The organism is Atopostipes suicloacalis DSM 15692 (assembly GCF_900129085.1).
Taxonomy (GTDB): domain Bacteria; phylum Bacillota; class Bacilli; order Lactobacillales; family Carnobacteriaceae_A; genus Atopostipes; species Atopostipes suicloacalis.
The window spans coordinates 1-20,813 of record NZ_FQUF01000037.1 but is presented as its reverse complement, the minus strand read 5'-3'; the positions used below and the strand labels follow the sequence as shown (position 1 = coordinate 20,813).

Below are 20,813 nucleotides of genomic sequence, written 5' to 3'. Positions count from 1 at the left end.
AGAAACGAAAGGCCTTTGAGCTGACGCTCAATCGGCATTCATCTTCCACTTTTGCTTTGCTTAGAAGTGAGAGTCTTCTGCCGAAAAACGATAAATGATTACAATTCTCTTTCGAGCCCGTCTTTTGTTAGATAGGTTCCGTCTTTGTCCTGAAGAACTAATCTTTGTTTCATTAATCGACCAACGGCACGTTTAAATTGACCTTTTGAAATACCAAAGTATTCTTTAATATCCTCTGGGTCACTTTTATCATGATAAGGAATTCGATGGTTTGAAGAACGTTTTAATAATGTGAAAATCATAGCAGCATCGTCATCTAATGCTTCATACGCTCGTGGTAATAAAGAAACATAAAGAACGCCATCCTCTCGAACACCAATAACTCTTCCGCTGACAGCTTCTCCGAGTCTAGGTTCGCGATCTCTTTCGTTTGGATGAACAAACCCAACACAGTCGTTATCTAGATACAGATAACTTCCTGCTTTTAACGAACTAATTACAGTTCCTTCAATATTTTCATTATGCATTTCTGAATGACCTTCTGTTGCCTTTTGAATTACATCATCAATTTGAGCTAATTGACCCCACATTCTGTTTTTCTGATCCGTTCTTACAGTCAGAAAAAGCCGATCTCCTTTTCTTGGCCAAACATTTGTAAATACCGGTAAATCATCCAGAGAAACGGCTAAATCTTTTTCCGTCCAACCCACATCAACAAATACACCTAATTCACGTTGTACTTCGACAACTTCTCCCCAATCATACACTCCTTCATAAATAGAAGGAATTTTAGTCATCAGTACATATTCATCTTTTTTATTGATATAGCAAAATCCTTCGATTACATCTCCAATATCAAAAGCACTAACTTCTTCATCTAAAACTTTAAAGGTGACCCCTTCTTTTTGAGCAAATAAGTTGGTCTGATTTTTGTCAATAACCATCGCAGTAGTAATTGTACCCAGTATATTATTCATTGGTATGCTCCTTGTTCCTAATATTTTCTACTTTATTATAACCTTGATTGTCCTTGAATGAAAGAAAGGACCTTGCATATTTAATGTGCAAAGTCCTTAATCACTCAAAGTTTCATCATTAGGTTAAATTGCTGTTGTTTCACCACGGTAAACAATTCCACGACGACTGTCTACGGTAATTAATTCACCATTTTCAATAAGCTCTGTAGCTGATTCAGCAGCAACAACGACTGGAATACCCATTGCAATTCCAACAACTGCAGCATGTGAAGTCAATCCACCTTGTTCGACAACAATTGCGGATGCTTTTTCAATGGCAGAGAGGTAGTCTTTATCCGTTGTTTTCACAACTAAGATAGCATCTTCTACCATATTTCTCACAGCTTCATCTGCTGTGTTTGCAACAATGGCGCGACCAATAACTGTGTCACTTCCGACACCTTGTCCTTGAACAAGTTTAGAACCAATCATTTGAATTTTCATTAAGTTCGTTGTTCCACTTTCACCAACTGGAACACCTGCTGTAATAAGGATTAAGTCTCCTTCTTTAGCAAAACCTTCTTCAACAACAAAACGAGCTGCTACATTAAACATGTCATCTGTTGATTCAGGTTTTTCAGCAACATAAGGTTGTACGCCCCACTTTAAGGTTAAGTTTAAAGCAGCTTCTTTTGAGAAAGTCATCGCAACAATATCTGCTTTAGGACGGTATTTAGAAATCATACGAGCAGTATGTCCTGATTCTGTTGCTGCTACAATGGTACCAATATTTAGGTTTTTAGCTGTATGACCTACTGCTTGACCGATAGCTTCTGTAGTATCTGATTGATCAAAGGCTCTCAAAGCATAAGCATCTTGATCGATTAGAGACATTTCTGTACGGACAGCAATATTACTCATCGTACGAACAGCTTCTACTGGATATGATCCGGCAGCTGTTTCGCCAGAAAGCATAATAGCATCTGTTCCATCAAAAATTGCATTTGCAACGTCTGATGCTTCTGCACGTGTTGGACGAGGGTTTTGTTGCATAGAATCTAGCATTTGTGTAGCTGTAATTACTGGTTTACCTGCACTTCGGCATTTATCAATCATTTGTTTTTGAACGATTGGTACTTCTTCTACAGGAATTTCTACACCTAAGTCTCCACGAGCAACCATTAAACCATCAGATACAGAGATAATTTCGTCTAAATTATCAACACCTTCTTGGTTTTCAATTTTAGGGATAATTTGAACATTCAAACTATTATTTTCTTCTAAAATTTCTTTAATTTCTAAAACATCGCTTGTACGACGAACAAATGACGCCGCAATAAAGTTAATACCATTTTCTAAACCGAATAGGATGTCTGAACGGTCTTTATCTGTTAAACCTGGTAAGTTTAATGAAGCTCCAGGAACGTTTACTCCCTTATTATCTTTAAGAACACCGGTATTTAATGCAGTTGTTACAATTTCATCGTTATCAAAGTCTAGTTCTTTAATTTGTAACTCAATTAGACCATCATCTAATAATATTTGCATACCTACTTCAACGTCATGGATTAAGTGTCCATAAGAAACAGAGAATTTTTCTTTTGTTCCAGATACTTCTTTCATTGAAACACGAACAGTATCCCCTTTTGTAATGTGTACAACATCTTCTGCCATTTTATGTGTACGTATTTCTGGGCCTTTCGTGTCTAGCATGATCCCTACTGGTTGTCCTAATTTTTCAGAAATTTCACGAATTCTTTTAATTCTTACTAAGTGTTCCTCATGATCTCCGTGTGAGAAATTCAATCGAGCGACGTTCATTCCTGCTTCGATTAATTGTTCTAAAATTTCTGGTGATTCACTTGCTGGACCAATCGTACAAACTATTTTTGTTTTTTTCATGTGAGAGTTACCCTTCCTTTATATAAATAGTGTTTTTTTATAAAAATTAATTAATATAATTAGATTAAGAACTTATTTAATTCATGTAAATGAAGTTTAGGTTCGTGTTTAAGATTATTAAAGATATCGTCAAATTTATTAGTAACAATTTCTTCATCAACAACTTCTACACATAAACCTGTTTTTCCTTCGGTTAATAATTCTACTGCTCTTGCACCAAATGAACTACCTAACACGCGATCTCTCGCAGTTGGCTGTCCACCACGTTGAATATGACCTAATACAACTTCTCGAATATTAAATGTGTGATCAACTTCTTGGATTTGTCGAACTAATTCAGCTGCTGGCATGACTCCTTCAGCTAAAACTATCAATCCTTGGTTTTTACCTTCTGCAAATCCATCTTTTAAGTCTTTTATAATTTGATTGATATCAAATGGTTTCTCAGGGATTACGATAGCTTCTGCCCCACTACTTAATCCACTCCAAATAGCGATATCTCCCGCATCTCTTCCCATAACTTCTACAACAAGGACTCGACCATGTGAACCTGCTGTATCGCGAACACGATCTAAGGCTTCAACCACTGTATTCACTGTTGTATCAAAGCCTAAAGTATAATCCGTTCCTGCGATGTCATTGTCAATGGTTCCTGGAACACCGATTGTAGGGAATCCATGATTGGATAGAGATTGTGCTCCTCGGAAAGATCCATCTCCTCCGATAACAACAACTCCTTCAATTCCATGTTTTTTAAGCTGTTCTACCCCTTTAAGTTGTCCTTCTTTTTCTTTGAATTCTGGGTAACGCGCTGAGAACAACATCGTTCCTCCACGGTTTAAAATCCCTCCAACATCATTAGAAGTTAGTCGATGAATTTCTCCTTCTACTAATCCTTTATACCCATTAGTAATTGCATAAACTTCAACCCCTAATGATTCTCCACGCCGAACGACCGCTCTAACCGCGGCGTTCATTCCTGGAGCGTCACCGCCACTTGTCATTACGCCAATTCTTTTCATATCTTAACCACCTTATTATACTTTCTTAAAATTTAAAAACTATTCATTAGATATTCTATCATTTATTTTACATAAAGTCTTGAAACTTAACACTTTTATTTAATTTAAGAATTTTTGAGTACAATATTTTGCTCTCCAAACATTTTATTTAACTGTTCTAATATTTGGACATTTACTTTTACATTATAGTTTTGTTTAAACGGTTTTTGCTCTTTCGTTTCTTGATCATAAAGAATAACCGGCGTTTGCCCTCTATTCTGAAGTAAGATCTCTTGCAAAGCATAAAACTTCTTTTGTTCGGATTTCAAGGATTCAAACCGGATATAAAGAACTTGCTTCTTCTCATTCGAGTGTTCTAGCTGTTTAGATGGTTCATCTAATAAATCATCCGCAAGAGCTAGCTTGTTAACAATAATTTTCGCAGGGTATTTAGTTTGTTCTACTTTCCCATCGATAAGGATAGTATCCCCTTGGTCAAATTTTTGTATATATTGTCGATGAACATTTGGGAAAAGTGTTAAGTTCCCTTTTCCAGTGCTGTCTGCTACATCGACAAAGGACATCGGTTGTCCTTTTTTGGTTTGGATATTTTTAATGTTTTCAACCGTTACTAACAGTCTAACATAAGTATCCTTTGAAATATCTGTTAAATATTTGATTGTTTGGTCTTTTCGTAATTCATTATACTTTTCTCCTGGTTCGGAAGTAAAGTAAAAATCAGTTGCTTCATACTCTTGCTTCATTTTTTCTTCGTCCGATATTTCAGTTTTTTGTTCAATTACCGGTGCAAAAATATCAAACAACTCTACATTTCCATGACTCATTTTTATACTGTCTATAATACTTGGAAGTGAATGAATCAGTGAGTTTCTATTCTCTTTAAGTTTATCGAAAGCGCCACTATTTATCAAAGGAAAGATAATTTCTTTATTTAACCATTTTTCGTCTATTCGGTTTAAAAAATTAACGATATTGACATAATCGCCATTGTTCCTACGCTCTTTAATAATTTCTCGAACAAAATTTTTTGGCAAACCCTTGATAATGTCTAAACCAAAACGTATTTTACCTCTTTCAACAGTAAAAGAGGAATAACTTTTATTAATATCCGGAGCCAATAATTCAACACCATATTGTTTGGATTCTGTTCTATAGGTTTTTATTTTATCTTTGTTGGAAGCTTTCATAATGGCGGCAAAAAAACTCGCAGGATAATTTGCTTTAATATAGGCTAATTGATAAGCAACTTTTGAATAAGCCACTGCATGGGATCGATTAAATCCATAATCTGCAAAACGTTCAATATAACCATATACTTCTAGAGCTGTTTCTTTCGAATAATTATTTTCTATTGAGCCTTGAACAAATTGTTGCCGTCCCTTTTCTATTTCTTTGTGGCTTTTTTTAGAAATAGCTCTTCTCAAAATATCTGCTTCGTTCAATGTATAACCTGCCATTATCGAAGCCACTTGCATAACTTGCTCTTGGTAAACCATAACCCCATAAGTTATACCTAAAATATCTTTCAAATCATCGTGCGGATATTTAATCGGTTCTTCTCCATTTTTTCGACGAATAAACGTATCGATTTGTTCCATAGGGCCTGGACGATATAAAGCATTCACTGCCACAACATCTTCAAAGGAATTTGGTTGTAGTTTTCTGAGCACTCGTCTAATTCCGGCAGATTCAAATTGAAAGACCCCATCTGTATTTCCTTTTCGAAAGATCTCCAATGTTTTTTGGTCATCAAAAGGGATCTGATCAATATCTATTTTTTCTCCTTTGTTTTCATAAGGAATAAATCGAATACAATCTGCTAGAATAGATAAATTGCGTAAGCCTAAAATATCTAGTTTTAATAGACCAACTTTTTCTACCGCTTCCATTGTATATTGGGTTAAGTGAATACTTCCACTCCCCTTTTGCAAGGGCGTTTGCTCAATAACTGGGTGATCCGCAATAACAACTGCCGCTGCATGGGTAGAAATATGTCGATTTCTACCTTCAATACTTTTAGCTATTTCATAAATCTTTTGGTTTCGTGCGTTTTCACGAATTAAATTTTGTAAGTCTTGATTTTTAATTCCATTTTCTAACGATACATTTGGTCCACTAGGGATCGCTTTCGCCCATCGTTTAATTTCCTCTTGTGAAGCTCCTAATACACGCGCCACATCTCTTACGGCAGACTTTGCTCCATAAGTACCTATCGTCCCAATTTGCGCTACGTTCTTTCTTCCATATTTATCATAAATATAAGTTAGAATTTCTTCCCGACGATTATCAGGAAAATCTAGATCAATATCTGGCATCGTATAACGCTCTTCATTTAAAAAACGCTCAAACAATAAATTATATTGAATAGGATCAACATTTGTAATCTTTAATAAATAAGCAACCAACGAACCAGCAGCTGACCCTCGACCAGACCCTGTATAAATCTTTTGTCGATGCGCATATCGGATAATATCCCATACAATTAAGAAATAATCAGAAAAACCCATCGTTGTTATGACTTTTAATTCTTTCTCTAATCGCTCAACATATGCTTCCGTAACTTCTTCCACTCGCTGTTCAAGTGCTTCATCGCATAAGGCTTTTAAATATTGAGCAGAGTTTTTTCCTTCAGGGACAGGATATGTAGGCATAATATGTTCATTTAATGCTAATTTAAGATTTATATTCTCAGCGATTATCTTCGTAGCTTGACAAGCCTCTTCTAAATCAACGGCACTAAATTGTTGAACTACCTCATCTGGAGATTTCAATGAGTAATCTCTATCATTTTCCGATAAAAACTGGTTAATCCGTGCTTGATTTTCTGAACCTAAAGGCATATCCGATTTTAGAACTTGTAAAATTTTTGTAGGGAGAGCATCTTTTGGCTCTAAATATTGTACATTACCGAGGGCCACTAAATTTTCTCGATTTTGTTTATAAAAAGATAAGGATTCTTCTGAAGAATCTTGCAAAGAAATGCCTAAGTAAAAATCCTTTATATTTTCTTTAAAATATTGAAGCACTTCTTGGGCTTCAGCTATTCGTTTATTCTGAAGCAACGAAATAATTTCTCCTTGATCTCCAGGAGATATCACAATTAAATGTTCATTTCTGACGATAATCTCTGCTAAGGGAACCGCATTTTGATCGTTCAATTGATACATTGAAGATAATTGAATAAGGGCTTGGTAGCCTTCAAAATTTTTAGCTAACAGCAGTAAGGGATAAGATTCATTTTTCATAATGAAACCTTCTACATCAAGGGTTAACCCAATGATTGGTTTAATATTATTTTTCAGAGCCATTTCATAAAATTCAATTGCACCATATAAAACATTATGATCTGTTAAAGCTAAAGCTTCATATCCTTCTTGTTTAGCTTTTTTTATTAATTCTTGAATAGTTAATGTACTTTCCATCAATGAATGGGTACTGGTTACTTGAAGCTGTATAAATGACACTTTTTCACCCCTCTTCTTTAGTATCCAACTATTTATTACTTCTTAAAACTTTTCGAATTAAATCTCTATAGAAACATTTTAAAAGACCTCAAATTTATGCACAGAGGTCTTAGATAATCTATTAACGTATTCCTAAAGCAATCCTTGCATAACGACTCATACGAGAAGGATCCCAAGCAGGATACCAAATGAGTTTTACAATTGTTTCTTTTATTTCTGGTATTGAGCTTAAAGCTCCAATGATATCTCCTTCTATGACGTCTCCAAAAGGACAGCCCATCGTTGTTAAAGTGATTTGAACTTCGCATAAACCATCTTCGAATAAATTGACCTCATAAACTAATCCAAGATTAACAATATCAATTCCTAACTCTGGATCGATCACTGTCTCTAAATGTTCAATAATTTTCTTTTGTAATTCTTCATTTTCAATGTTTACTTTAGGGGATTCATCCGCCATATTTTCTCCTCCTCGCCCTAATACTATACCACATTCTATAGGCGTTTTAAAAAGTGTTCTACCATTTTAAAAATTATTTCTTGTGGAACTTCATGACCCACTTTTTCAGAAAATTCCAGCTCTATATTTTTTCCGTAAGGTTCTTTAGCTACCTCTTCAAAAAATGAATGTGTTAAATGAGTCGGTACAATTGGATCGGCTTCTCCATGCCAAATATAAAGCGGGCGATTGGCTATTTTTTCAGGTTGTAAATCAAGTGAGATAGGTTCTAACTCTTTTAATCGTAAATTGATTAACTCTTGATCTAAAAATTCATAAGCGGATGAACCATTTATTTTATAATTTTTAAGTAACCATTCTGTAAAGGCAATTGGTGAGGGAGTTCCCATAAGGACTGCTGCAGATTTTATCCAGTCATATTGAGTCAAAGCGGCATTCGTAGTAATTCCACCCATAGATAAACCAGAAATACCAATTCTTTCAGCATCTATTTTATTTGTTTTTATGTACTCATCTAAGATATCTGGTAGTTCTTGCACATTTTTAGAAACAATTTCCCAAAAATTCATAGGATCTTGTGCAGCATTTTTCTCTATTTTACGCTCACCATGATTTAATGCTTCTGGTAATAAAGCTCGAAAGCCGTTTTCTGCTAAATAATAGCCATATTCAAGAACACGCTCTTTTCTGCTCTCCCAGCCATGGTAAAATACGACTACAGGTAATTGTTCGTTTTCTTTACCTTCTTCAAATAACTCAATTAATGGAACATCTGACACAATGTCGTGTTTTAAAGTAATCATTATTTTTATCTCCTTTATATAAATTATACTAAATATTTGTTACAATATACAATATAGAAACGTACTTTTACCAATACTTAAAGAAAGTGAGATTCTAATATACTATGGATAGAAAATTAGTTGCAATTGATTTAGATGGGACTACACTAAACAACGACTCACAAATAGCTCAGGAAACAGAATCAGCAATAAGGAAAGTTATTGAACAAGGACATGTTGTTTCGATTGCTACCGGTCGACCTTTTCGAACAAGTCAACAATTTTATAAACAATTAAGACTAGATACTCCAATAGTTAACTTTAATGGGGCTTGGTGCCATCATCCGAATAATTATAACTGGGAAAATGGCTATCATAAACGGTTGGATAGAGAAATTGCTTTATCTTTACTCCCATTAAGTAGATTTCCTATAGTAAAACTGATTTCAGCTGAATCCCAAGACCATATTTACGTTGATCGAGCGGCTGAAGATACGTATAGTACAGGTTCACCTATTAAAAATGTTCCAACTATTCCTTTCAGTAAAGAAAATTTGCAAGAATCTCCTACTTCAGTGAATGTCTTTACCGCTGAAGAATATTTTATTCCCTTTATACAAGACCGAATTATTGAACATTATGGAGATGAAGTTGAAGTTCGTACGTGGGGCGGCCCTACTCCAACTTTAGAGATTGTTGCTGCAGGTATCCAGAAAGCTATGGGTGTTGAGGAAATTGCAAAATATTATAATATTTCACAAGATAATATAATTGCTTTTGGAGACGAAGCCAATGATTTTGAAATGATTCAATATGCGGGCTTAGGTGTTGTGATGAAAAATGGAATTAATGGCCTTAAGGAAGTGGCTGATGATGTTACCAACTATACAAACCATGAACATGGTTTAGCCAAATATTTAACGGAATATTTTAACCTATAAATTTAACCCCCTTCTATTCTGTCGATGAATAGGAGGGGGTTATTCGTTTATTCAGAAGTTTTTTTAATCCGTAGTGGTTAGTTGTTCGATAGCGGGTTTAGAAATTTTATCTGAGAACATTGTAATCAAGGGACCCGCAAAGAAGCCAGTAATTACGGTAGAAATTCCTACCGGTCCATTCAATAAAAAAGCAGCAGTAACAACTAAAATATCTTGTCCAATTCTTACGGGTGTGTAACGCCAGCCTGTTTTATCAGCAATTAAAGGGGCAATTGCATCATAGGGGGATACACCTAATTGAATATCCATATAAATCGCTACTCCTAGAGAAAAAATCAAAATGGCAACAACTGTAATCATAATTCGCATGAGTAAGCTAAAATTGTCTGTTTGAAAAAATTGACTAAATAGTTGATTAAAAAAATCGATTTGATATCCGATTAAAATCATGTTATACACAGAACCCCAACCAATTAAGGAACGTTTCAAAAAGAAAATAACCGTTAAACTCAATAAATTTACGATTAGTTGATAATTTCCTAAACTAACCCCTAATAAAGAAGAAACTCCACGATTTAAAGCAGTAAATGGATCCAATCCCATAGCCATTGTCTCACTTAAAGCTGCGCCAAAACTTATAAAAGTAATTCCAATAATGGAGATTAACGAACGAGTGATAAATTTTTTCCATTGAATTGACATATTCTTTTCCCTTTCACAGTACGCTTTACACTCTATATTGTAAATTATATTTTTAATTCCTAAATAACAATAACATAAATATCTTTAAAAGTGTTTATAATTAAGTTACTTTGATTGTATTTTTGATTTACGAGACATTTTCTTGAAAATGTCTCGTATTTTGTACTTACTAGACATTATCCTAGAAAATGTCTAGTATTTCCAATTTTCAAAGTTTTTCCTATCTGATTAATAAGGATTTAATAAAATACCCTTAAATTTTAGAGAGATTAAATTAGAAAGTCAAAAAAGACTTCGATATCTAAATCGAAGTCTTTTCGTTATTGAGCAATTAAAGATTTTAAGCGAAATCATTTAATGCAAATAGTTATTTCAATTAGTCAGTTAATGGTTCATCTGCTAACAATTCAATTGAATGCCAGCCGTAAGTTGCAGGATCTGCACCTGGAACTTCATCATGAGACCAGTTAGATACACGGTCATTAACCAATTGTAATTCTGTTCTCCAGAATGTAGGAATGGATACTGCTTCATCCATGAAATATTCTTGCCATTCGTGGAATACATCTAAACGCCAATCTGTATCAAATCCTTTTTGTGAAAGCATGTCATCCATATAAGCATTATTTTCATCACTTACGAAACGAGGGAAGTTAAATGCTGCTGTTTCTCCATATAACCCATCTGGAGTAGGATCTGAACCAACACCCCATCCACCTTCATGAACATCAATTTCTGGGTCATCTGCTTGAACACGATCATAGAAAGAGTTTGTTTCGTGTAGACGTCCTTCTAATAATTGAACATCTAAACCAATTTCTTTCCATGCTTGGAGGAAGTATAAAGCAATTGGTTCTGCTGCGTCTGAGTTAGCACGTGCAGCATAGTTAATGGTTAATGGATCTCCATTTGGATCTTCACGTATTCCGTCTCCATCAACGTCTTCATAGCCTGCTTCATCTAATAATTCATTTGCTTTATCAAGATCATGTGGGTATCCTTCAAGATCTGAATCAAAGAAATCACCAAAGTTAGGAACAATATGAGAAGTTGCTCTGTAACGTAAACCGTTATAGAACTCTGCTCCAACAGCATCAATATCTAACGCGTAAGCCATTGCTTGACGTAAGCTCTTATCTGCCATTTTTGAATCTGGGTCATAAACGTTCTTCTTACCGTCCCATTTTCCAACTTTGAAAGATAAGTAGTCATAAGATTGACCTGGAGTTCCTAAAGTAGTGTATCCTGGAATTCCTTCATCAAATGAATCATATAGGTTTGATGGCATTCCCCAAGTAACATCGAATTCACCAGATTTTAATGCTTCGACAACTCCTGAAGTCGGAACACGTTCTACAATAATTTTATCAATTTTTGGCGCACCTTCGAAGTAATCTTCAAACGCTTCATATTCTACAGATTCACCCGGAACAATGTTTGCAACTTTATAAGGTCCAAAGCCGATTGGTTTTTCACGAACTTGTTCTGATGATTCAATGTCTTCGATTGGTAAATCTCCATAGTAATGACGAGGAGCTGCATATGCCCAAACTCCACCACCAGCTTGTAAGATAGCAGGTCCTTGAGGTTCTGTATATTGAATCTCTAATGTATGATCATCCACTACATTTAGTCCAGAAATGCTGTCTGCTTCGCCATCATGGTATTCTGGCATACCTTCTATAGATTGAAGTGCTTCACTATAACGCACGCCATCGTAATCAGGATGTCCAACAATCTCATGTGTAAACACAATGTCGTCTACAGTAACATCTTCTCCATCATGCCACTTTACGCCGTCTTGTAAAGTAATGGTTACTTTATTTTCTTCTTCATCGTATTCCATGCTTGCAGCACCGTCAGACCATTGATATTCATCATTTTGACGTAGAAGATCTCCTAACATAGGCCCCATTAATTGAGAATCTAGGTTAATTCCATAGAATTCTGTACTGAAAATTCCTGGGAATGCTGAATCTGCGACCATAGCAATACGTAAAGTACCACCATCAATAGGGTCTCCTTCATTTTCAACTACCGCATCAAATTCAGGAATATCGCTTCCTGTATCCCCATTTTCTACTTCGGCAGAATCTCCACCGTTATCTGTACCCGTATCTTCACTTCCTGTATCTCCGCCACATGCTGCAAGTAGCAAAGCTACTGCTGCGGAACTAGCTAATAGTCCATATTTTCTTTTAAGTGACATATGATTTCTCCCCTTTTATTATAGGTATATTTTATCCCAGTCTTTGTTTAGCGTCTAACGAACGTTTTAATGCTTGTCCGACGTAGTTTATACACAACATCAACACTAGGATTAAAGTTGATGCTGGGAGCCAAACCCAAGGTCTATTCTCCAAATTAAATGGAGTTGTTGCAGCACTGACTAGGCGTCCTAAACTTGGTATTTGATCCGGTAGACCAAAACCTAAGAAAGTTAGGCCTGTTTCAAGTCCAATATTTCCTGCATAAGATAGGATTAATTGAACCATAATCAGTGACGTTAAGTTAGGTAACATTTCATTCAAAATAATTTTCCAAGTAGGCGTCCCCATTGTTTTAGAAGCACTGATATAATCCAGTCGAGATTCTGAGAGGGCCTTACTTCGAACAATTCGAGTATATCCTGTCCAAGCGAAAATACTCATAATAAAAATGAATGATGTTATTGTATATTTAGGGACCACAACTAAAAAGACGATAATAATCATCGTTGTTGGTAAAGTCATAACAAAATCCGTGATACGCATAACCACATTATCTACTTGCCCACCGTAATAACCAGCAATTAAACCTAAAGTAATTCCGATTAAAGCAATAATTGTTGTTACGGCAAATGCGATTAAAATAGAATTACCAGCGGCTAAGAACAATTGCATAAAGACGTCACGCCCATATTCATCTGCTCCAAAAATGAGAGATTTCTCTCCATTCCAAGCATCAGCCACTAAGCCCCAACTAAAATCAGCTGGTTCTGCAAAGTTTCTTAAAATGTCCACATCCATGACTTGGCTTGCATCAAGTTTTATGTACCAAGCTAAGGTTGTTACTAAGATTAGCGCTAGTATTGTTAAGGCAAATAATGCAACTTTATCTTTTTTAAATTCTCGAATGATCACTTTAAAACCCATTGGTGGGGTTGAAACCTCTAGCTGCTCACTAGCTACTTCAACTGTTGATTGTCTCTCGAGTTCTTCTTTTTCTTTCATAATCTTTTCTCAGTCCTTTATTTTTCCGTATGTTTAATCAATTCTAATGCGAGGGTCTACTAAGCTTAATACAATATCAGAGACAAGGGAGCCGATAATCGCAATGACCCCATATAATAATACAAGAGTAATCACCACTGAATAATCACGGCTTGTTATTGATGTGATAAATAAATCACCCATCCCATTAAATGCAAAGATTCGTTCGATAAAAACTGAACCATTTAATAAACTTGAAAAAATAAAACCGATAGATGATGCAATTGGTAAAAATGCATTTCTAAAGATATGTTTTGAATAGATTTTTCCTTCAGGTACACCTTTTGATCTAGCTGTTCTTACATAATCTTGTGTCTTTGCATCAATCACTTCATTACGTAAAGTTTGTATTGTAGAAGCTGTACCTAATACTCCACCCGTAAAGCCAGGTAAGAGAAGTCGGTAAAACATATCCCAATAATAAGCCCCCGTTCCTGCGGTTAAGGAGGAACTTACGGAACCTCTTGTCGGGAACCAACCTAATCTATAACCAAAGAAATACACCATAATTAATGCTAATACGAATGTTGGTATCGCAAAACTTACATAACTATAGACCATTACAATACGGTCAAACCAACTTTCATTGTATCGACCTGCGAATAGCCCAAATGGCAAAGCAATTGCATAAGTAAAGAACGTAGAAACTAATCCTAAACGTAATGAATTTGCTGCACGGCTTCCAATCAATGTTGTAACAGGAACTTGTTGAGCGTAACTTTTACCAAAGTCGCCTTGGAAAACATTTCCTACCCATCTGAAGTATTGAATAGGTAGTGGATCATTCCATCCTGCGGCTTCTCTTAAAGCATCTAGTTGTTGTGGGTCAATATTTGGATCCAGTTGACCTGTAAATGGATCCCCCGGCATAAAATGCGCAACTGTAAAAACAATCATACTTAATATGATAATCTGAGGAATCATAACTAGAAGTCGACGTACTACCGTTTTCCACATGTTAATTTCCCCCTTTTTCTTGATCTGCTACAAGAGTTTTAGATGATGAGTCATTTGGATTTAAAGCGACCCAATGGTTTTCATCAAAGGACTCTAAATCGTAAACTCGTCCATTTTCATCATAATAATGGATCTCTTGTTCTTGATATTCCTGTTCAACTTTTTGACGTTCAATCTTGTGTTCTTCACGATTAAGCGGATCAATTTGTGGAATAGCAGATAGTAAGCGACGTGTATAAATATGTTGTGGATTATTGAAAATTTTATCTTTTGATCCACGTTCAACAAACCGACCACGGTGCATAATTGCAATATCGTCAGCCATATGTTTCACGACACTTAAGTCATGAGAAATAAACAAATAACTTAGTCCATATTCTTTTTGAATTTGTTTCATAAAGTTTAAGACTTGAGCTTGTACAGATAAATCTAACGCTGAAGTAGGTTCATCCGCAATGATTAATTTCGGGTTACTTGCTACAGCTCGAGCTACACCTAAACGTTGGCGTTGTCCTCCAGAGAATTCGTGAGGATAGCGATAAATCGCATCTTCATTTAGACCAACAATCTCAAGTAAACGAATAACTTCATCTTTTTCTTCTTTATCAGTGTAATCAAAGTAATTACGCATAGGTTCTGCAATAATGTCTCTGATACGTTTTTTGGGATTCAATGAAGAAGTTGAGTCTTGGAAAATCATTTGAATATCTTTGTTATAATTTCGATATTGTTCATTACGACTTCTTGCTTTGTTGGTTACTTGAACACCTTCATATTCAACATCTCCACCTGTAACTTCTTCAAGCCCTATGATGGCTTTTCCAATCGTCGTTTTTCCTGAACCAGATTCACCAACGAGGCCATAAGTTTTTCCTTCTTCAATCACCATATCTACACCATCAACAGCATAAACCCAGTCTTGAATCGTATTGAAGATTCCTCCGCGAATTGGGAAGTGAACTTTTAAATCTTTCAATTCTAAAAATGACATGACTAATCTTCCTCCCCTTCAAAGTAGAAGTGTTTCCAACTATTTCCTCTTACTTTATGGTTCGGAGCGATTTCCTCTAGCTGAGGATTTTCGTCAAATGCTTCGTCTGGGATCCATGGAATACGATCTTTAAATCGATCCCCTGTTCGAGGTAAGTTTTGCAATGATGGTACCGTTCCTTGGATAACGTGTAATTCGTCATCTTCTCCTTCTTCTAGTTCATGAGGAATTGAATTCAATAATGAACGAGTATAAGGATGTTTTGGATCTGTAAACAATACATCTACAGGTGCTTCTTCTACAATTTGACCTGCGTACATTACAGCCACACGGTCAGCAGTTTCAGCCACAACACCCAAGTCATGGGTAATTAGAATAATACCCGAATTCGTTTCTTCTTGAATATCTTTCATTAAATCTAAAATTTGTGCTTGAATTGTAACATCTAGCGCGGTTGTCGGCTCATCCGCAATAATAATTGGCGGTTTATTGGCCAGTGCAATCGCAATGACGATACGTTGACGCATACCACCTGATAATTCATGCGGATATTGCTTAATTATACGTTCAGGATTAGGAATCCCTACTTGATTAAGTAGCTCAAGTACACGTTGACGTCTTTGTTTTTCGTTTAAATCTGTATGGTAAATTAATGATTCTTCAATCTGTTTTCCAATTGGCATCACTGGGTTTAGTGAGCCTAATGGATCTTGAAAAATCATCCCAATGTCATTCCCGCGAATACGGTTATATAATTTAGTATTTAAATTAGTTAAATCTAACCCTTTATATAAGATTTCACCTTTTATTTGTGTATTATTTGGATCATGCAATCCAATTATCGCTGTGGCTAAGGTTGATTTCCCTGAACCAGACTCACCTACAATGGCAAGTATTTCATTTTCTTTTAAAGTGATCGATACATCATCAACTGCATTATGATATGCATCACTAAAACGGAAACCAACTTCTAAATTGTTTATTTCTAATAAAGTTTCTTTGGTCGCCACTATTATTAACCTCCTATGCATTTTATCTGTCAAGTTTTTATAAAAGCATTCTATTAGAAAATTTTAATGAATGAAATAACTTGAAATCAAAATGCAACCAATCCACTCGCCTGTATTTCCTACGAGCTAAGTATTATATTAAAGTATATTATTAAAAAATCAAGTCTTTTTCTCATTTTGTTTTCATTTTTGAATATTTTAGCTTTTTATACTTACTTAAATGCTTTAAATTTTTGTTTTAATGTATTCGACTGCTTTTCCTACAGTGGTTATTTGCTCTGCTGTTTCATCAGATATTTCTTCATCGAATGCATCTTCCATTTCCATTACGAGTTCTACAATATCTAGTGAATCCGCCCCTAAATCTTCTTGGAAACTTGTTTCATAGGTTATTTTGTCTTCACTAACTCCAAGTCTATCTACAATAATGGCTTTAATTTTTTCAAAGATTTCTTGTTCAGTCATTCTAGCCACCTCCTCACCTCTACATTTTTCTAAGCTAGGCAATATTTTTCATTTGCGGTTAATTTAATAATTAATCTTAGATTCATACTAAAAAATATTGATAGGTATTATTCTAACGTAATTCTAAACAAATTTCCATAGTTTTCACAGTTTTCCGGTTAAAATAATTCTCATTTTAAAAACAAACTCTAATTGTTTACTTATTATTAATTTGATTCAAATTTTTTAACCACATCTTCAATCACGTTTGACTGCAAAATTTCACGCGTTTGTTTTAGAGTGTGAAAGACTGCTTCATCATTTGTAGCCCCGTGAGTCTTCATCACTGGCGCTTTTACACCAAATAAAATGGCGCCTCCAAATTTTGAGTAGTCTAAAGAATTTGCTACCTCTTTTAAACTATCTTTTAATAAAAGACCACCCAGTTTATTTTTTATTCCACCTTCTTTAATTGAGGTAGTTAGTAGCTGCATAATGGTTAGAGCTGTACCTTCCATCGATTTTAATACTGCATTTCCTGTAAAACCATCTGTAACCAAAACATCCGCTACTCCAGAAAATAAGTCTCTAGCTTCTGTATTCCCAATAAAATCAATCGTTTCATTATCTTTTAATAAATTAAAAGCAGCTTTAGTGACTTGATTTCCTTTATTATCTTCTGTTCCGTTATTTAAAAGGGCTACGGTTGGCTTGTCTACTTTGTTGACATATTGAGCATAAAAAGAGCCAATGGTCGCATACTGATTAAGATTTTCTGGTTTAGTATCCGCATTTGCTCCCAAATCTAATATAAGCATTTTATTTCTATCTTTATTCAATGTCATAATTGTAGACATTAAAGCAGGGCGATCAATTCCTCGTATTCTACCAACAATCAATGTTCCTGCAGCTAACAAGGCTCCTGTATTCCCAGCTGAAAACAACGCATCATTTTCACCATTCTTCACAGACTGAGCAGCTAAAACCATAGAAGCTTCCTTTTTTCGTCGAATCGAACGAACAGGATCATCATCCCCGGAAATTTTTTCAGTCGTATGAATGACTTCAATATTCGATAATTTTTTTGTTAAGTATTTGTTTATTTCATCTTGATGACCATACATAACCATTGTCGTATCAGGAAATGCTTCAGCTGCTAACATTACTCCTTCTACAATCACCTTTGGAGCATCATCTCCACCCATTGCATCAATAGCAATTCTCAACTTTTTCACTCCTATTCCTTCTTTATCACTTAAAAATATTTTTCTCATAATATACTAATCAAGTATATCATTTATTCGCCCATCTTCAATCCCAACTGAAGTTCGTAGATTATGATAAGCATCATTTTGTAGAAAAGTTTCTGCCATTAATAAATCTGCCGCTTCATAACGTGCAGCCTCTAAGACAGATTCATCTTCTACGATATCTGCTACTTTAAATTCAGGCAGACCTGATTGTTTTTTTCCAAAGTATTCTCCTGGTCCCCGCATTTCTAAGTCTTTTTGGCTAATCTTAAATCCATCTGTAGATTCTGTCATAATTTGCATCCGTTTAACCCCATTTTCTCCCTTAGGGTCAGCAACCAATATACAATATGATTGTTTTTGCCCTCGGCCAACTCTCCCTCGTAATTGGTGAAGTTGAGCTAAGCCAAAACGATCTGCATCATGAATAACCATCATTGTCGCATTTGAAACATCCACACCTACCTCAATGACCGTCGTTGAAACTAAAATATCAATTTCATGCTTTTTAAATTGCTGCATAATTTCTTCTTTATCAATTGCTTGCATACGCCCATGCAGTAAAGCGACCCGATAAGCTGGAGAGAAAGTTTGTCGATAAATCTCTGCAAGCCTTGTTGCATTTTCTAAATCTAAGGCATCTGATTCTTCGATTAAAGGACTGATTACATAAATTTGAGAGTCTTTTTTCAGTTCTTTCATTATAGTATTCATTAAATTTTTTAATTGCTTCTTTCGAATCCAATACGTTTTTATAGGTAATCTTCCAGGGGGCATTTCATTGATTGTTGTAACGTCCATCTCCCCATAAGCCGTCATAGATAGCGTTCGAGGGATGGGAGTCGCTGTCATAAACAAGACGTCTGGATGCTCACCCTTTTCCCTTAAATCCTTCCGTTGGTTTACTCCAAATCGATGTTGTTCATCAATAACCACTAATCCTAGATGGCTAAATATAACATCCTCTTGTATTAGTGCATGAGTCCCTACTACACAATCTATTTTTCCTTTTTTTAAATCAATGAGTAATTCTCGACGTTCTTTCGCAGAGGTAGAACTTGTAAGCAAGACGACATTAATATCAAAGTCTTTATAAATCGCTTGTAAACTTTGAAAGTGTTGTTCCGCCAGAATTTCTGTAGGAGCCATAAAAGCCGATTGAACATTTGCCGACTGAGCAGCCACAATAGCTCCAGCAGCAACAATTGTTTTCCCGCTTCCCACATCTCCTTGAAGTAAACGGTACATTTGAATAGGACGCTTCATGTCCGCTGATATAGCATTCACAGCTTCTTTTTGTGCCTTCGTTAATTCAAAGGATAAAGAAGAGAAAAAAATCTTTAAGCGTTCTAAATTATAATGAATAGCCTGTCCTGTGCCGATATTCTTATGCTGTAAACGACGATATTGAACCCTAAGTTGGAAAATTAAAAATTCCATAAAAACGATCGTTGATCTTGCAGTATCCATAACGGCTGGGCTCTTAGGGAAATGCATATTATAAATGGCTTCTTTAATAGGGATTAATTGATACTTTGAAATTAATTCTTCAGGAATAACCTCTTGTATCTCTCCTTGATACTTATCCCAAGCTTGTACAACAAGCTTTTTAATCACTGCATGAGAGATTTCTTTGCTTGAATGATAAATAGGTTCAAATTTTTCATTTTTATTGACGGTACTTCCACCAATAATCTTTATTCCAGAAAGTTGCATTCTAGAAGCATCCCAAGTCCCAAAGACTTTTATCTCTTCACCTTCTACAATTTGTTGAGCTAAATAAGGCTGATTAAAAAAGGTAATAGGAACAATCACGTGATCAACATTTATTCGAAAAGATAATCGGCTCTTTTTGTAGCCATAATATTGTACATGCGCTTGTGCAATGGCCGTCCCTTGTAAAACGACTTTTTGCCGATCTTCTATCGTTTCAATGTCTTGAACCGTTAAATCCTCATAACGAAAAGGGAAGTAAGTGAATAAATCCCAAAGTGTTTCAATGCCTAATTTTTTCAATGCTTCCGCCCTTTTAGCACCGACACCATTTAATACGGTTACAGATTCGTTAAATAATTTTTCCAAATGCTCGCCTCCCCTCTTTAAATAACAAAAAACGAACAGAAAAATATCTAATCATTCATTAAATACTCACCTGTTCGTCATTATTATTTTTTAGCTGATCAGATATCATAATCAATCTAAATCATTTAAGAACAACTTCGCTTTTTCTTTGTTTTAAACCCTGAATTTCAAGTTTAAGTTAGCCACTTACTAAAAAATATTTTTGTGAATTTCACAAAGTTATATTGAACATTGTTTTACTGTCTTTTACTTTACATGGGTAGGGGCATGATACCCGCAATAGCGGGGATGTGTGGTGTTGTTTAGATTCATCTCTAAACAACGCACAGGGTCCATCATGCCCATAAGGGCCCCATGTCAAGGAAAAGATTACGCAGCCAGTGGTAAGTCCAATTTCTTCAACTCTTGAACAAAAGCTTGATGAGGTGTCTTATAGTCTAAAATTCTTCTTGGATAATCATTCATCCATTGTTGAATCCGTTGAATTTGGGTGTCGGATACATCTTTCAGCGATTGATTTTTAGGTAGAAATCGACGAATAATTTTGTGCTGATTCTCGCTTGTGCCTCGTTCAAAAGAAGCGTAAGGATGACAAAAAT

17 protein-coding genes are annotated in these 20,813 nt (G+C 35.4%); 1 reads left to right on the top strand and 16 read right to left on the bottom strand.

All coding sequences use genetic code 11. The features are described 5' to 3' along the window. Positions 1-98: 98 nt before the first annotated feature. The 6 genes from BUB96_RS09515 to BUB96_RS09490 all read right to left on the bottom strand — a co-directional run bounded on the left by BUB96_RS09515 (position 99) and on the right by BUB96_RS09490 (position 8,607). A complete protein-coding gene (locus BUB96_RS09515; protein ID WP_073298608.1) occupies positions 99-977 on the bottom strand; it encodes a S1-like domain-containing RNA-binding protein in 879 nt (292 codons plus the stop codon). 123 nt (positions 978-1,100) lie between these two features. Continuing rightward, the gene (gene pyk / locus BUB96_RS09510) at positions 1,101-2,858 is read right to left on the bottom strand and encodes a pyruvate kinase (RefSeq protein WP_073298607.1); all 1,758 of its coding nucleotides are present in this window, start codon (positions 2,856-2,858) and stop codon (positions 1,101-1,103) included. Positions 2,859-2,917: 59 nt separating this feature from the next. Beyond that, positions 2,918-3,880, bottom strand: coding sequence for a 6-phosphofructokinase (gene pfkA, locus BUB96_RS09505; protein WP_073298606.1), 963 nt, complete (start codon positions 3,878-3,880; stop codon positions 2,918-2,920). A 104-nt stretch (positions 3,881-3,984) separates the two neighbouring features. Next, complete coding sequence (gene dnaE / locus BUB96_RS09500) at positions 3,985-7,344, bottom strand: DNA polymerase III subunit alpha (RefSeq protein WP_073298605.1); 3,360 nt, start codon at positions 7,342-7,344, stop codon at positions 3,985-3,987. A 121-nt stretch (positions 7,345-7,465) separates the two neighbouring features. Beyond that, positions 7,466-7,804 carry a metal-sulfur cluster assembly factor gene (locus BUB96_RS09495; protein WP_073298604.1) on the bottom strand — a complete coding sequence of 113 codons (339 nt, stop codon included), beginning with the start codon at positions 7,802-7,804 and terminating at the stop codon, positions 7,466-7,468. Positions 7,805-7,839: 35 nt separating this feature from the next. Next, positions 7,840-8,607, bottom strand: a complete 768-nt coding sequence (locus BUB96_RS09490; RefSeq protein ID WP_073298603.1) for a dienelactone hydrolase family protein — start codon at positions 8,605-8,607, stop codon at positions 7,840-7,842. A 104-nt stretch (positions 8,608-8,711) separates the two neighbouring features. Between BUB96_RS09490 and BUB96_RS09485 the strand changes: the two genes are divergently transcribed. After that, positions 8,712-9,527: a Cof-type HAD-IIB family hydrolase gene (locus BUB96_RS09485; RefSeq protein ID WP_073298602.1), complete on the top strand. Its 816-nt coding sequence runs from the start codon at positions 8,712-8,714 to the stop codon at positions 9,525-9,527. 63 nt (positions 9,528-9,590) lie between these two features. Here BUB96_RS09485 and BUB96_RS09480 read toward each other — a convergent pair whose 3' ends face one another. The 10 genes from BUB96_RS09480 to BUB96_RS09435 all read right to left on the bottom strand — a co-directional run. Beyond that, the gene (locus BUB96_RS09480) at positions 9,591-10,229 is read right to left on the bottom strand and encodes a YczE/YyaS/YitT family protein (protein ID WP_073298601.1); all 639 of its coding nucleotides are present in this window, start codon (positions 10,227-10,229) and stop codon (positions 9,591-9,593) included. Positions 10,230-10,605: 376 nt separating this feature from the next. Further along, on the bottom strand, positions 10,606-12,438 hold the full coding sequence (locus tag BUB96_RS09475) for an oligopeptide ABC transporter substrate-binding protein (protein ID WP_073298600.1): 1,833 nt from the start codon (positions 12,436-12,438) through the stop codon (positions 10,606-10,608). Between the two features lie 31 nt (positions 12,439-12,469). Then, positions 12,470-13,441, bottom strand: coding sequence for an ABC transporter permease (locus tag BUB96_RS09470; RefSeq protein WP_073298599.1), 972 nt, complete (start codon positions 13,439-13,441; stop codon positions 12,470-12,472). Positions 13,442-13,474: 33 nt separating this feature from the next. Continuing rightward, positions 13,475-14,437 (bottom strand): oligopeptide ABC transporter permease, encoded by a 963-nt coding sequence (opp4B, locus tag BUB96_RS09465; protein WP_073298598.1) that lies wholly within the window; start codon positions 14,435-14,437, stop codon positions 13,475-13,477. A 1-nt stretch (position 14,438) separates the two neighbouring features. Beyond that, the gene (locus BUB96_RS09460; RefSeq protein WP_073298597.1) at positions 14,439-15,428 is read right to left on the bottom strand and encodes an ATP-binding cassette domain-containing protein; all 990 of its coding nucleotides are present in this window, start codon (positions 15,426-15,428) and stop codon (positions 14,439-14,441) included. A 2-nt stretch (positions 15,429-15,430) separates the two neighbouring features. Further along, positions 15,431-16,438 (bottom strand): ABC transporter ATP-binding protein, encoded by a 1,008-nt coding sequence (locus BUB96_RS09455; protein ID WP_234945838.1) that lies wholly within the window; start codon positions 16,436-16,438, stop codon positions 15,431-15,433. Between the two features lie 225 nt (positions 16,439-16,663). Further along, a complete protein-coding gene (gene acpP / locus BUB96_RS09450) occupies positions 16,664-16,903 on the bottom strand; it encodes an acyl carrier protein (protein WP_073298596.1) in 240 nt (79 codons plus the stop codon). 206 nt (positions 16,904-17,109) lie between these two features. Then, positions 17,110-18,108 (bottom strand): phosphate acyltransferase PlsX, encoded by a 999-nt coding sequence (plsX, locus tag BUB96_RS09445; protein WP_073298595.1) that lies wholly within the window; start codon positions 18,106-18,108, stop codon positions 17,110-17,112. Positions 18,109-18,162: 54 nt separating this feature from the next. Then, positions 18,163-20,214 carry an ATP-dependent DNA helicase RecG gene (gene recG / locus BUB96_RS09440; protein ID WP_073298594.1) on the bottom strand — a complete coding sequence of 684 codons (2,052 nt, stop codon included), beginning with the start codon at positions 20,212-20,214 and terminating at the stop codon, positions 18,163-18,165. Positions 20,215-20,583: 369 nt separating this feature from the next. Next, a partial coding sequence (locus BUB96_RS09435) for an IS30 family transposase (protein WP_143274317.1) occupies positions 20,584-20,813 on the bottom strand: 230 nt, incomplete at its 5' end.

Excerpts from the sequence above, each read along its gene's own strand:
- BUB96_RS09515 (WP_073298608.1), bottom strand. The coding sequence starts at position 977 with ATGAATAATATACTGGGTACAATTACTACTGCGATGGTTATTGACAAA.
- pyk (WP_073298607.1), bottom strand. The coding sequence starts at position 2,858 with ATGAAAAAAACAAAAATAGTTTGTACGATTGGTCCAGCAAGTGAATCA.
- pfkA (WP_073298606.1), bottom strand. The coding sequence starts at position 3,880 with ATGAAAAGAATTGGCGTAATGACAAGTGGCGGTGACGCTCCAGGAATG.
- BUB96_RS09495 (WP_073298604.1), bottom strand. The coding sequence starts at position 7,804 with ATGGCGGATGAATCCCCTAAAGTAAACATTGAAAATGAAGAATTACAA.
- BUB96_RS09490 (WP_073298603.1), bottom strand. The coding sequence starts at position 8,607 with ATGATTACTTTAAAACACGACATTGTGTCAGATGTTCCATTAATTGAG.
- BUB96_RS09485 (WP_073298602.1), top strand. The coding sequence starts at position 8,712 with ATGGATAGAAAATTAGTTGCAATTGATTTAGATGGGACTACACTAAAC.
- BUB96_RS09480 (WP_073298601.1), bottom strand. The coding sequence starts at position 10,229 with ATGTCAATTCAATGGAAAAAATTTATCACTCGTTCGTTAATCTCCATT.
- BUB96_RS09475 (WP_073298600.1), bottom strand. The coding sequence starts at position 12,438 with ATGTCACTTAAAAGAAAATATGGACTATTAGCTAGTTCCGCAGCAGTA.
- BUB96_RS09470 (WP_073298599.1), bottom strand. The coding sequence starts at position 13,441 with ATGAAAGAAAAAGAAGAACTCGAGAGACAATCAACAGTTGAAGTAGCT.
- opp4B (WP_073298598.1), bottom strand. The coding sequence starts at position 14,437 with ATGTGGAAAACGGTAGTACGTCGACTTCTAGTTATGATTCCTCAGATT.
- BUB96_RS09460 (WP_073298597.1), bottom strand. The coding sequence starts at position 15,428 with ATGTCATTTTTAGAATTGAAAGATTTAAAAGTTCACTTCCCAATTCGC.
- acpP (WP_073298596.1), bottom strand. The coding sequence starts at position 16,903 with ATGACTGAACAAGAAATCTTTGAAAAAATTAAAGCCATTATTGTAGAT.